This is a genomic window from Gilliamella sp. BG1 (assembly GCF_046635625.1).
In the GTDB taxonomy this organism is placed as follows: Bacteria; Pseudomonadota; Gammaproteobacteria; order Enterobacterales; family Orbaceae; genus Gilliamella; species Gilliamella bombi.
On the sequence record NZ_JBIDFG010000024.1, the window covers coordinates 1 to 13,798 of the forward strand.

The 13,798-nt window shown below is 33.6% G+C and carries 11 protein-coding genes and 1 pseudogene; all 12 read right to left on the reverse strand.

Translation table 11 applies throughout. From position 1 onward, the window contains the following. On the reverse strand, positions 1–298 hold a 298-nt coding region (locus ACGH80_RS10985), incomplete at its 3' end, for a hypothetical protein (protein WP_411631145.1). Positions 299–489: 191 nt separating this feature from the next. Further along, the gene (locus ACGH80_RS10990) at positions 490–1,209 is read right to left on the reverse strand and encodes an epoxyqueuosine reductase QueH (RefSeq protein WP_174798298.1); all 720 of its coding nucleotides are present in this window, start codon (positions 1,207–1,209) and stop codon (positions 490–492) included. A gap of 285 nt (positions 1,210–1,494) precedes the next feature. After that, positions 1,495–2,685, reverse strand: coding sequence for an ABC transporter permease (locus ACGH80_RS10995; RefSeq protein ID WP_411631147.1), 1,191 nt, complete (start codon positions 2,683–2,685; stop codon positions 1,495–1,497). Beyond that, positions 2,682–3,914, reverse strand: coding sequence for an ABC transporter permease (locus ACGH80_RS11000; protein ID WP_411631149.1), 1,233 nt, complete (start codon positions 3,912–3,914; stop codon positions 2,682–2,684). Before ACGH80_RS11000 ends, ACGH80_RS10995 begins: the two co-directional genes overlap by 4 nt. Beyond that, complete coding sequence (locus ACGH80_RS11005) at positions 3,886–4,863, reverse strand: HlyD family secretion protein (protein WP_065560073.1); 978 nt, start codon at positions 4,861–4,863, stop codon at positions 3,886–3,888. Before ACGH80_RS11005 ends, ACGH80_RS11000 begins: the two co-directional genes overlap by 29 nt. Before the next feature lie 166 nt (positions 4,864–5,029). After that, a pseudogene (locus tag ACGH80_RS11010) lies at positions 5,030–5,128 on the reverse strand (IS5/IS1182 family transposase); the annotation flags it as partial. Between the two features lie 133 nt (positions 5,129–5,261). Beyond that, positions 5,262–5,477: a hypothetical protein gene (locus ACGH80_RS11015; protein WP_411631151.1), complete on the reverse strand. Its 216-nt coding sequence runs from the start codon at positions 5,475–5,477 to the stop codon at positions 5,262–5,264. A 186-nt stretch (positions 5,478–5,663) separates the two neighbouring features. Continuing rightward, the gene (locus tag ACGH80_RS11020) at positions 5,664–6,794 is read right to left on the reverse strand and encodes an ABC transporter permease (protein WP_411631152.1); all 1,131 of its coding nucleotides are present in this window, start codon (positions 6,792–6,794) and stop codon (positions 5,664–5,666) included. A 5-nt stretch (positions 6,795–6,799) separates the two neighbouring features. Next, positions 6,800–9,598: a ribosome-associated ATPase/putative transporter RbbA gene (gene rbbA / locus ACGH80_RS11025; protein ID WP_411631154.1), complete on the reverse strand. Its 2,799-nt coding sequence runs from the start codon at positions 9,596–9,598 to the stop codon at positions 6,800–6,802. A gap of 13 nt (positions 9,599–9,611) precedes the next feature. Next, positions 9,612–10,685: an HlyD family secretion protein gene (locus ACGH80_RS11030; RefSeq protein ID WP_085164023.1), complete on the reverse strand. Its 1,074-nt coding sequence runs from the start codon at positions 10,683–10,685 to the stop codon at positions 9,612–9,614. Between the two features lie 268 nt (positions 10,686–10,953). After that, positions 10,954–11,475, reverse strand: coding sequence for a DUF2867 domain-containing protein (locus ACGH80_RS11035; RefSeq protein WP_085164022.1), 522 nt, complete (start codon positions 11,473–11,475; stop codon positions 10,954–10,956). 693 nt (positions 11,476–12,168) lie between these two features. Next, entirely contained in the window at positions 12,169–13,497 is a 1,329-nt protein-coding gene (locus ACGH80_RS11040) for a hypothetical protein (RefSeq protein ID WP_411631155.1), read from the reverse strand. Between the last annotated feature and the right edge of the window lie 301 nt (positions 13,498–13,798).

The window sequence follows — 13,798 nt, forward strand, 5'->3', positions numbered from 1 at the left end:
GATTGTTGTTTGAATTCGATACTAAATTTTTTGACCATGATATTTGTCTCCTATGATTTTTGTTTATATCATAGAGGCAACTTTTGTCCACTTTTTTGGCGAGGATCACTTTCACCGACAAGATAATATTATTGCCAAGTTTTTGTACTATCTCATCTAATAATCGCAACACAGTTGCTATAATATGGGTATTATGGCGAACATAATTGGTATAAACAAAATTGCCATGCTCATCAAGCAACACACATTTAGCTGTTGTAGAACCAACATCCAATCCTAACTTATAAAGTTTTGACATAATAAACTCACATTTAGCAAGAATATAACTGACTATCAGAAAATTAATTTTATAAATGATAATTATAGTTAAATGTTCAAATTTTTTAATAGTTCTGTTTAAAAAATATCTTTCCGCAGATAATAACAGTGTCAAAAAGTTTCAGGTAACTATACGTTTGAGTATGGTCTATAATTAAATGTCCCTAATAGTTATAAACCTTTTTCTAATCCTTGCTTAGCTATCGCAATCACATTTTTCAAATCAACACCTTGTGCTTTGGCCGCAAAAATACAACCGCAATAACATTGACGATACACATCATACTCCTTGCATAATTCAATAGAGCGTTTATAACCGTTATTTTTTTTGAAATCAGAAGGCAGATAATTGACCGAAAAGATCTCTTGAATTTCAAACCCCAGTTCGTTTATTTTTTGGCTATTCTTTTTAGGGCTTAGTGTTAAAGCACTTGCAAAATAGTCAAAGCCCAATTCTTGTGCTTTAATTGCGGCCAGATCTAATCGCATTTTATAACAAATATGACAACGCTCGCCACCTTCGGGCGCATCACGCAAATGACCAACTTGTTTAATAAATTCTGCTGGCTGATAAGGTGCTTCTAAGAATTCAACGTTATTACCTGTTTTTTGATTAAAGTCAGCAATAAATTTCTGTTGCACCACACTACGGTGCTCATATTCAACTCTGGGATGGATATTAGAATTAGCAAAATAAATCGTAATATCTGCATATTGTGCTAAATACTCTAAAACATAGGTACTACAAGGTGCACAACAACTATGAATTAATAACTTTGGTCGAACTGATTCTGATTGCCAATTATTAATCACTTCTTTTAAAACAGAATCGTAATTTACTTTATTATGTGGATTTAATTTTTCGAGAATATTTTTAGCATTAATTAACATGGGGACTCATTTATTTTGTTTTCTATTTTTTGGGGTCTAGCTAACTAAGATCTTAGTCGGCCAATTATGATATAGCTATACACACTAACCTTCAAGGAAAAAACTAAAATTCTATATCTAACTTTATGAAACTGACATATTTTTATATATAACAAATGAGGTTTATCATAAAGCTAAAGAAGAAATTCAAACATATTAATACAGCTGCAAATTAGTGCCATTGCTGACGTTGTTGTATCAATCAATTTTTATTTGATTATTTATAATAAATGAACTATTGCTAATTTAATTTTCTCTCCTAGCATTTGTCGACATTATCTTTTGAACATAACGTTTTTCTAAAATAAATGCGATACAAAAATAGACAATGGTTAATATCCACAAATGCCAATATTGCTGACTAAATTCGGAAAAACTTGCTCCCATTTGATTTATTTTTACTGACCCAACTATAGCTGGTACAGCTGGAAATATATAGCCAATAAAATGGAACAAAGGAGGCATCAATTCTTTTGGCCAAGATAATCCTGTAACAAAAAAGATAATCATACTTGACGGTATAATTAAGCAAAACACATCACTTACCGTATGGACAAAATGTGAAACAATTTTACCTAATAACGAAGTGGACAAAATAAAAGGAAGAATAAATAGTAAGGAAACAGATAGATGACTTAGGCGCGGTAAGTCATACCAATAGTTAGCAAATACGGTATAAATAATAAAATAGATTAAATAAAGCACTAAATAAGTCAATAATTTACCAGAAAGCAGTAATAATGCCGATGAAACCGTGTGATTCTGTTTATTAATAAAGGCTATTTCAAAATCAGAATTTTTACTAAATAGACGGCATAAAATACTACCGATAAATAATGTCTGATTTAAGATCAAAATAAAAGCGGCTGGAATAATATAGGTTGCATATCCTGATTGAGGATTAAATAAACTAATTAACTGGCTATTAAAAGGAGAAAAATTATTATTTGCCACTGCAGGATCGACACCTTGCGCTATTTTGCGTGAAATTGAAATTTTAGCGCCAAAATTACTGGCAACGGTATTAATGGCGGTAGCAACATTACTATAAATTAAAATATAGCTCGCATCGCCATAATATGACACTGGGCTAGTTTTTCCTTCTAATATATTCTTTTGAAAACGGTAAGGTATGAGTACAACTCCATATATTTTACGTTCTTCGATAAGTTTTTTAGCCGTTTCTAAGTCTGCAATATGTAAGTCTATATTGATGGACTTATTAGCATCAAGTTGTCTTACTAGATCTCGACTGTAATTGGTATGATCTTGGTCAATAACAGCAATAGGAACATCTCGGATTGCTTCATGTAAATAAGGTTGTGGGTAAAAGATGAAATAGATAAATATTCCCACAAACATAACGCTAACTATCGCTTTGGTTTGGAAAATTCGTTTTAATTCATCATAGGAAATTAATAGTAAAGATTTAATCATATCAACCGCCTACGGATCTTTCGTAAAAAAAGATAAACAAGAATAGCCATAACACTTAATTGGATCACTAAATAAACAAACGGTTGTAAGGAAGTTACTATATTTGGCGATCTTAATGTTTGATCAAGACGAATTTGTATATACCATGTTACAGGTAATAAAGCACTCCAAATATAAGCAAAGGTATTCATTGCAATCCGAGGAAAAATAAGCCCAGTAAATCCAAACGCTGGTGATGCTACTAAGCTTGCAGTGCCATAAGCTTGTGCTAGTGTTGATCCCGTTAAACCAAAGAAAATGCCATACAAACATGAAGTCAAAATAAAGCCTATATCACCAAGTATAAGCAATATTAAATGTCCATTTAAAGGTAAATTAAAATTAGCAATTAAAACCGTATCAAATAGAATCAAGCAAAATAAAAAATAGATAAAATAAGGAATAATGCGTCCTAATAAAAAGATAAAAATATTATGATTAGCTAATTGTAATATTTGCTGATACCCCGTTCCAGTAAAACGATCACGAGTAATACTAGTAACCATGGCCATCATAATAATGATTTGTAATATAGTAGGAATTAAACCACTAATTAACGTATATAAATAATTTAAAGTTGGATTATATAAGGGATGTAAACTTGTCGGTATAGTTTGCATTTGGCTTTGTGCAACTGGTGAAGCAATTCCTTTTTCTAATAATCCTTGCAATACTATTTGACTATTTGCTGTTTTCAATGCGGAACTCATCGTCCGAAAAATAATCGTTCCAGCTGACATATACTGATTATTATAAAAAGCGACAACTTCTGGCTGATGACCAGCTATAAGATCTTTTTCAAACTCATGCTGAATGAAAAGCACAGCATAAACATCACCTTTAATCAACGCATGTTTAGCTGAGGTAAGATCTTGATAACGTTCAGCTACCTGTAGCTGAGGTGAAGCCGCAACTTGTTGAATTAATAAGCGAGATGATTTGGTTGTATCTTGATCAACAACAGCAATAGGTACCTGAGTAATAACACCGGCATGGTACATATAAACAAATAAAAAAATAAATAATAAAGGATAGATGAAAACTAATAAACACAAAATACGTTGTTTAATTAATTTACGAAGTTCCCATCCAATTACTTGAAATAGCCGGTGATGCATTAATATCGTTCCTTTTTTGTGTAAAATCTCGATATTATTCAAGCTAGCGAGATTGCCACTTTGTAGTAACACTCATTCCTGGGCGGAGACCTGACACTTTATTAATTGGTTTAGCACGCATTTCAAAAGTCTTTAAGTCAAAATCACCCGTTGCTTTAGTCGCTTGCCAATTCGCATATTGACCTAAAGCATTTAATACAGTGACTTTAACATCTATAATCTGATTATTTAATGCCGGTACTCTTACTTGAAACGTATCACCAACTTTAAGGTTTCCCAGCAAATCTTCACGTATATTAAAAGTAAACCAAATATCATTTAAATCAATAATAGAATAAAGCGGAGTACCTGGGCTGTATAATTGCCCTGTTTCAGCGACTCGAGTCGTAATTTGACCGTTAATTGGAGAAACTAAAGTTAATTCATTAACATCAGCTTTTACTTGCGCCAATGCTGCTTCTGATTGTTCAACTTGCACATCGGCTAATTTTTTCTGTTCTACACTACTACCGTTTTCGGCTAGTGATAAGTTAGCTTTAGCGGCTTCATAAGCTTTAATGGCCGCTTGATATTGATTAAAGGATTCATCATAGCTTTGCTTTGAAACAGTGCCATTTTTAGCTAAGCGATTAATTCTTTCATAGCTAGTTTGAGCTAAATCTAAATCTGATTTAGCTTTATCTAACTGCGCTTTTTGCACATCAATTGTTTCTGGTCTAGTGCTATAAGTATTATCACGACTCGCCATTGCTACTTTTAATTGCGCTTCTGCTGTTGCAAGCTGAGCTAACAATGCAGGATTTGAAAGAGTAAGAAGAACTTCACCCTGCTTAACATCGTCACCAACATCATAATTAAATTGATTTACTCGACCTTGAACTCTGGCAGCAACATCAACACGATTAGATTCAACTTCACCTTGCAAAATAATAGTACTAGGTTGATAAGCAAAATATATAATAACAACCATAGCAATAACAGCAATGATCGCTACAATCAAAGAAAAACGTTTTTTATGCATAAATTGGGCTTATAAAGGTTAAAGCAAAATTGCAATATTAGTATTGAAAATAATATAAAGCCAAACACTTAAATACGCAATAAAATATATACTGTTATATGTGTTAACGATTAAAAAATATTTATCCTTTGTTAGGGATTGTTGATCTTTTGTATTCATGTATTAATCAACAATGCATTGGTAGCCACATAAGTATGAATGCCAGAGATAACATGCAGACATAATTCCTTTCTAATTTATCATATCTTATTAAAATAGAACGATAAGGGATAAATGAATCTTAAGTAATGATTGAGTACTACGAACACGGTAATATCCATGGAAAATAGGATTGTTGATATTTACTAAATTAGTATACTGGTATTAAAGGTGATGATTTCAGACAAAACATGAGAATATTAGCTCCATTCCATACATCTTTTCAATTCACCTAATAATGTGCTTCTATCAATTTTTAAGTTTTTAAAGAAATAGTTATTCATATCATGATTATGCCACAGTGAATTGATGATTTCATGGGGATCAGTGACTACATAGTTATGACCTTGTATGGCTCCACAATGTAGACAAACATTTGCCATATAATGTTCATTGAGTGTTTTACTGTACTTCATTTTAACAGTTGGTACATTTAAGCTAAGCAGGCGATCAATACTGGAAATATCACCGACTCCAATCCCGTGTAATACAGAAAAAATTGTAACTATTCAATTCTTAGTATCCATATTATGTCGTTTCTCAAATTTTTGTAAACAATACGAGTAATCCTTACAACTAATTTTGCAATAAAATATAGGACATTATGAGCCCATATTCACAATTGAACTACGAAAACGCCTTAAAGCAATTAAAAAGAATACAGCACCAATTGCCAATAACCAAGCAAATGAAGTCCAAACAACGCGTAAGCCAGCACCTCGATACAGTATTGCCTGCCCTAATTCAACAAAATGCGTGGTTGGAGCAAACATCATAATGTTTTGCACAATTTCAGGCATGCTTTCACGCGGAGTACTACCCCCAGATAGCATTTGTAGTGGTAATAAAACTAAAATTAGTAACATTGCGAATTGCGCAGTGGATTTTGCTACTGTTGCCATAAATATTCCAAGTGACGTTGTAACAAAAAGATGCAATGCAGCTCCAATCAAAAATAAGCTTACCGAACCTGCAATTGGTACTTTTAGCCAACTATGAACAACTAACAACAATGCCACCCATGTTGATATTAATACCATAAGTCCCATTGACCATACTTTGGAGAGCATAATTTCAAAAGGGGTAACAGGCATAGCAAGGAGATGGTCAATCGTACCATGTTCCCGCTCTTTCATTAAGGCGGCCCCAGTTAAAATAATCGATAATGTTGTCACAATATTAATAATTTCCATGACTGAACCAAACCAAGATCGCGTTAAATTAGGATTAAATGCAGTATGCACTTGTATATTAACGGGCAAATTAGTTGCCTTACTGTAACGATTAACATATTCAGTCACTTCACCAGTAACAATCTGTGTTATATAACCATTTCCAACAAACGCTTGTCCCATTCGTGTTGCATCAATATTAAGTTGAAGTTCTGGACTTTGGCTATTTAGCACATCACGCTGAAAATTAGGCGGAATATTTAAAGCAAACGTATAATTATCCGTATCCATACCATGATCAACATCGTTCATTGAGTATAATTTAACGGGATCATTAAACATCGGCGGATAAAATGCTGCAATAATTTGCCGTGATAACGGTGAGTCATCTTCATCAACAACTGCAATCGAAGCATGGTGCAACGAATCAGATGTTGCTGTTGCGGCAATGTAAATATCAAAGGTAAAGCAATAGGCAATTAACAACAACATGATAGGATCACGCAATAACCCCCATAACTCTTTTATTCCTAATCGATAAATATTAATTAAACTTTGCATAATATCTATCCTTCTTGTTTTTTAAGAAGAAAAATACTTGCCCCAAGAACAATGGGGATTGTGACCAATAAAGCAAATATTGAATTGTGCAAATCCATAAAACCAAGTGCTTTATTAAACACACCGCGAGCAATAATTAGCATATGTGTAGTTGGATAAACCTCACCAATATAACGACCACCACCTTCTAAAGATGCGACAGGATTGAGTAATCCCGAGAATTGAATTGCTGGTAGCATTGTACCTACACAAGTTAAAAAGATAACAGCAATTTGACTACGAGTAACAGTTGAAGCTAACAAACCAAAACCCGTTGAAATAATGCAGTAAGCAAAGGCAGCAAGACATAAAGTAAATAGACTTCCTTTTATAGGAACAGCAAAAATGGTGATTGCCATAAATAACAATAATAAAAAGCTAAACATGGAAATAATGATATAAGGCACTTGCTTACCTAGCAAAAATTCAGCTTTAGTTACTGGAGTTACATATAAATTGATAATTGAACCCATCTCTTTTTCACGCACAACCGATAAAGCCGCCAGCATAGATGGAATCATCAATAATAAAATTGGTATTACAGCCGGTACCATGGACGGTAAGCTTTTAATATCAGGATTATAACGGTATCTTGTTTCTATATTTGCCAAACTAGTTGAGGATTTTCCTGTTACTTCTTTTACTTTTTCACTTAGCCAAGCAAGATGCATTCCTTGAACGTAACCTTTAATTGTTTCAGCTCGTAGCGGCATTGCCCCATCAATCCAAATAGCAATATCAACAGGATCACCTCGTTGTATATCTCGACCAAAATTGGGAGGGATTTCAATCGCTAAAGCGATTTCATTACTTCTTAACCGCGCGTCCATATCGTTATAATCTGTAATTGGCTCTCTTTCAATAAAATAACGTTTAGAACCCGATAAATTAAGAATATAATTTTGACTAATTACACTTTGATCTCGATCAAGCACAGCAAAATTCAGATCTTCAACATCCATCGTAATACCATATCCCATAACTAACATTAAAATTGCTGAACCTAATAACGCTAATAATGCTCGTAAAGGATCTCTAGATAACTCAAGTGTTTCACGCCATAAGCAACCTATCATACGGTTAAGACTAAACTCTTGAACATGATGATGTGGTAATGTTTTTGTTGCTTGATTGAGTATTTCTTTTGGTGGTTCAACAGAGTGTTCTTCTGCATTACTATCATCAGCTCCTGCATCAACAAGATAGTTAATAAAGGCCTCTTCTAGTGTTTTAGCATTTTTGGAGCTGATAATGTTATCTGGCGTATCGCTTGCTAATACTTTACCTGCATGCATTAATGAGATTCTATCACACCTTGCAGCCTCATTCATAAAATGAGTTGTAATAAACACTGTTACTTTATCTTTTCTAGACAATTCGATAATTAAACGCCAAAAATCATCTCGAGCAATGGGGTCAACCCCGGATGTTGGTTCATCAAGGATAAGAATTTGTGGATTATGCACAACCGCAACTGACAATGAAAGCCGTTGCTTTACCCCTAAAGGTAAGCTATCGGGTAGATTTTCTGCATCTTGTTCTAAACCAAAACGTTTTAGTAATTCTTCAACGCGGGCAGGTATTTTACTTTCTTCAATACCAAACAGGCGTGCATGTAGAACTAAATTTTGTTTGACCGTTAATTCACTATATAAGGAAAATGCCTGAGACATATACCCCAAATGACGCCTAACGTTAATATCACTAGCATCAACAGGTTTACCAAATAACCATGCTTCTCCTGATGAAATCGGCAATAAACCCGTTAACATTTTCATGGTGGTTGATTTACCACAGCCATTTGAACCTAAAAAGCCAAATATTTCACCTTGTTTAATTGAAAAATTAACATGATCAACTGCGATAAAATTACCAAATTGTTTAGTTAAATCTTTTGCTTCTATGGCTGTTTGCAAATCTTTATTAAGATCTAAAGGTGGAATTTCGACAGTTTGATAACCTTGTCTAGCACTTTCTGGCATTAGCTGAATGAATGCATCATCTAAATTATCTTTTCCTGTCTTAGCTAGTAAGGATTTTGGTGTGCCAGTTTCAAGAATTTTACCGCCATACATTGCCACCAACCAATCAAAATTTTGAGCTTCGTCCATGTAGGCTGTTGCAACAATCACACTCATTTGGGGTCTTTGTTCACGAATTTTGTTAATTAACTGCCAAAATTGGGCTCTGGAAAGTGGATCCACCCCAGTTGTAGGTTCATCAAGAATTAACAAATCAGGATCGTGGATTAAAGCCGAACATAAGCTAACTTTTTGCTTCATACCACCGGACAGCCGCCCTGCTGGTCTTGATAAAAATGGATATAACCCAGTACTACGCGTTAATTCATCAATACGGCGGCGACGCTCGGTCGCATCATTACCAAACAGACGAGCAAAAAATTGTAAATTTTCTTCAACGGATAAAGTCGGATAAAGGTTTTTGCCTAACCCTTGCGGCATATAAGCAATACGTGTGCAAACATTTTTACGGTGTGTTTTATCTTTCATATCACCGTCAAGTACATATACTAACCCATCTTGAATAACATGCGAACCAGCAATTAATGATAATAAACTTGATTTTCCAACACCGTCTGGTCCTATCAATCCAACCATACATCTTGGCGGTATAGCTAAAGTGATATTATCAAGAGCAAGATTCTTTTTATAATGCAGTGATACATCACTAATTTTTACCACTGCATCATCAAACGATTTAGCTTCGGTTGATAAAGCTAAATCTTTATTGTCGGATTCTGACATATGCTATCCCCAATTATTTTGTTGGACATTTTGCAATATCAGCTAAGCCTGACGGCCACGAAGCTTTTGGATCAAGTTTTACCCAAGCTACACCTGGTAAACCTGTTTTAACTTGATTTATAAAACATTTTAATAATTCAGGGCTTAATTGCGCTTTTACTCTAAACATCAATTTCTGACGCTCATCTTTAGTTTCAACAGTTTTAGGCGTAAACTGCGCAACGCTTGATACAAACGATATTTTGGCAGAAATTGCTTTATCTGGTAGTGCATCTAAAATCAATCTCACTTCATCACCAATACCCACTTTACCTGCGACCGTTTCAGGTAAAAAGAATGTAAGATAAACATCATACAAATTAACTAAATTTAATACTTTTCCGCCTGAAGGTAAAACTTCACCTAATTGTGCTATTCGGTATTGAATACGACCGTCAACAGGGGCATTTAAAGTACTATCATCAATATCAGCTTGAATTCTTTTAATATTAGCACTTGCAACATTGATTGCCGATGTGGCGCTATCAACCCCCGCTTCGGCTACTGCAATCGCTGCGTCAGCGGCAGTAACTTGTGATTTGGCTGAATCTAGTGCTGCTTTAGCATTGTTTACTTTAGCAGTATCGTCATCAAATTGTTGAATAGATATTGCACCTTTTTGATATAGTGCGGTAGTTCGTTGTAAATGTTTTGAGGCGATATCTAAGTCACTTTCCTTTTGGCTTACGCCTGCTTGCGCTGCAACTTTATCACTCATTTTTAATGCCACTTGCGCTTTAGCACTTGCTTCATTACTAACCGCTTGGCGGTATTGTGCTTGGGCTTCATTAAGTTGTGCTTGTAAGGTATCAGTTTGCATGACGACTAAAGCTTGACCGGCTTTAACAAAATCGCCCTCATCAACATTAATTTTTTCTATTCTACCAGCTAATTTAGCTGAAATATTGATTTCAGTCGCTTCAATACGTCCGTTGCCACTAATAAAATCTGAACCATACCCATCAGTTTTTAATTGCTGCCATAAAATAAAAATAATAGAAATAATAACAACTGCAATAACAATCCATTTCCTGCTTATATTTTTCATATAACACCTTATTTTTTTAAAACGATTCATAATAATTTTTAACGAGATAACAAATCGTTATGGCCTAATCAATTGCATCGTTTAAATAGTATCAAATGTTTATGGCAAATAATATCTGTTCATAAAACAATCGCAATAAAAGCTAAAAAAATAAGCAGGATGGTTTTATATTTTATTTATAGATTTGAAATTAATAACATCATTATATTATGCAATAAAGCTGATATGCTCATTGCAACTTGATAAGTTATTTATAATAAAAGACTTATTATTTTATATTTTCAAATAATTTATTAACAATATAAGGATGTAAAATAGCAACGGGTAACATATATAATTTCCCCCAGATATTGTGATTTTTAACTGATGCAATTAAATATACTGTATTTTTACTTATGTCATTACCTTTATCTACAACACGAATACAAACACATACATCTAAATGGCAATCTTTTACAACTAATGTCAGTTTATCGTTGGTTTCCTCTGTTATGGTAAAAAAATCGGCCATATTGCTTTCGTCTGGTTGATGCTTATTTTCCGCAGAACTATCAAATCCATTAATCGCTTTGACACCGATTAATTTCACTAAACAATCCCTTATTTTAAATAGTATTTTTAGCCATCTAGGTTGATAAGATGTCATCATTTTATAAGCTTCATAGGCTGTCAATTTTTTAGAAATATCTTTTTTTTGACAATCTAAATAATCGATTTCTTCTGCAATAAAGCTTACATTATCAGGTAATGTTTGCCGTACTTTCATAATATGATTTTGTCTGTTTTTCATATCATATTCTCCCTCCTTAAATTATATAAGTCAATTATCAAAAAATATAAGAACACATCATGTTATTTGATCCTTGCAAATCGGCAAACCTCTACTTAATCTTGTGATTTCCCGCTTCTAATTCTTTTAAACATTTGATATATAAGCTTTCTATATCGTTAGATTTCTCTCACTATTTATAAAAAAAAGAATTTCCCATACTTTATTTCCAGCAAAACTCTTTAACCAGAATACCGTCTTCAACTTCTTTTAAGATCAATATGATTTAGTGCCTGTCATTTTCTTTTTTTTACTTTTATCATAGAAAATTTTCTAATTTTTTGCTGTACTATTTTATAAAATAGCTACAATTGCTATCTTATTTACTTAAAAAATGGTTATAAGAAAGCTAGGTCTAATCTCCATCATGATGCGTAGAAATTTTGTTTGAATATATACTTTCAGTAACAATTCATTCGTGTCTTATTATTCGATTGACTTTAACTTCGATACAACTAATCACAATCCTATAATTTTACCAACACGTAACCAAATAATTTACCATCACCTTACAAACTTAAATGTCTTTTAATCCATAATTTTATCTTACAATAACCATTTTTATTCTTAAACTAGTACACTAGATGTTTTTTTGTTTTTATCTCATAAACCTAATTGTGATGGAACTAAATTTTTAATTCCATTTCTTGATAATTAACGTACGCACACAACTCTAGTTTCATTATGCACAAAATAATAGTGCCCAATATTACCTTGCTTTGAAAAAACAGTATAATTTTGTACTCCACCATAAAAAGGGTCAGCAGTCCAGTAATCAAAATTGATATCATCCCGTATAAAATCACTATTCACGTAGTATTCATTATCCGTATACCCCCACTCTGCAAAGAATCCTCCCCCGATCCGACGTTGGAAATTATTAGGTTGACCAGATAATCCTCCTGCCCAAGCAACAATATCATTATTTGCATTTGTCATTTCAACAATATGGGGAAGCCTATAACCATTTCCTAAACTACTACAGTACGCTTTGGCTGCCTCTAAACCTCCGCTATAAGTCGGCTTTGCAACAAACCATTTACTTATCATAAAACGGTATATAACATTTGTCTTTGCTTTATCTGAATAAATATTAAAGTAAGTTGGAACAACTGATGAGGTTTGACCTTTATTTGAATCACTAGGTCCGGTTAATTCTATTCTAGCAATATTGTAACGGCTTCCTTGTTTTATACTTAAATCTATATTTGAATCTGTTGGCCATTTGCTGTAAGTTAACTCTTTTGCCGATGCTCCTGCCACCGTTAAATCAAAGTACATCCCCTTAGCCCCTATAGTTGGGAAATTTGATGCGGGGAAATTTATATCTTGTGGTTTAAAGCCTTTATCATCATCCCACTGTTCAACTGGACCACGATAACTAACAAGTGCATTTCCATTATACCTTAACGTTGGTTGAGCAAAGCATGCATAAGGAACTGCAACTTTAGGTGTTAGATAATAACTAACGCTTCCACCTTTAAACTCAGTTGATCTTGGCTTTCCGTATTGGGTAGATAAAATACCACTATCACTCGTTAAAGTGATTTTATAAGGCGAATAACAAGCATTTAATTCTGTATTCTCATTAACTATTTTTCCATCAACATTTTGCACGGTCATTGTAAGATTACCTGTTACAGAGATCGAACTATCGCCATCATCATCTTTCCAAAATTTGTTAGTTAATACTACATCTGTTAAAGTAACTACTGATTTCCCTTCGGGAATGAATTTCTTAATATCTTTCAGTTTTTGATCTACAGCAGGCAACTCAATTGGGTTATTTTCCGATGACGGATTATTACGGATGCTATATTGTCTACCATCAGACAATGTAATACTCAACAAATGTTCTGTTGAATTTGCTTTAGTCCCCTTTCCATCAAACGATAAATAAGGCGCACTACCTTGAATTGTCTTTACTGTTATTGCTGATAGTGCAATTGCATTACTCGATATAGTTAAACATAACAATACCAAAATCATTCCAAAAGCATAATTTTTTATATTTGGTTGCGTTAACCGTGGAGTTAGTTTACAAATCTTTGCTATTTTAGTCAGAAACTTCGGTTTTATCCGAAGTAGTAAAAATGAAGTTTTAATTAAGTACAACTTGTAACTATAAGGACTTGAATACGTGAAAATTAACAGTATGTATAAAAATAACTTTTTAAGTTGTTCAGAGGGTGACCTGTGTACCTGTGTACCTGTGTACCTGTGTACCTGTGTACCTGTGTACCTGTGTACCTGTGTACCTGTGTACCTGTGTACCTGTGTACCT

Excerpts from the sequence above, each read along its gene's own strand:
- ACGH80_RS10995 (WP_411631147.1), bottom strand. The coding sequence starts at position 2,685 with ATGATTAAATCTTTACTATTAATTTCCTATGATGAATTAAAACGAATT.
- ACGH80_RS11035 (WP_085164022.1), bottom strand. The coding sequence starts at position 11,475 with ATGAAAAACAGACAAAATCATATTATGAAAGTACGGCAAACATTACCT.
- ACGH80_RS11015 (WP_411631151.1), bottom strand. The coding sequence starts at position 5,477 with ATGAAGTACAGTAAAACACTCAATGAACATTATATGGCAAATGTTTGT.
- ACGH80_RS11030 (WP_085164023.1), bottom strand. The coding sequence starts at position 10,685 with ATGAAAAATATAAGCAGGAAATGGATTGTTATTGCAGTTGTTATTATT.
- ACGH80_RS11020 (WP_411631152.1), bottom strand. The coding sequence starts at position 6,794 with ATGCAAAGTTTAATTAATATTTATCGATTAGGAATAAAAGAGTTATGG.
- ACGH80_RS10990 (WP_174798298.1), bottom strand. The coding sequence starts at position 1,209 with ATGTTAATTAATGCTAAAAATATTCTCGAAAAATTAAATCCACATAAT.
- ACGH80_RS11005 (WP_065560073.1), bottom strand. The coding sequence starts at position 4,863 with ATGCATAAAAAACGTTTTTCTTTGATTGTAGCGATCATTGCTGTTATT.
- rbbA (WP_411631154.1), bottom strand. The coding sequence starts at position 9,598 with ATGTCAGAATCCGACAATAAAGATTTAGCTTTATCAACCGAAGCTAAA.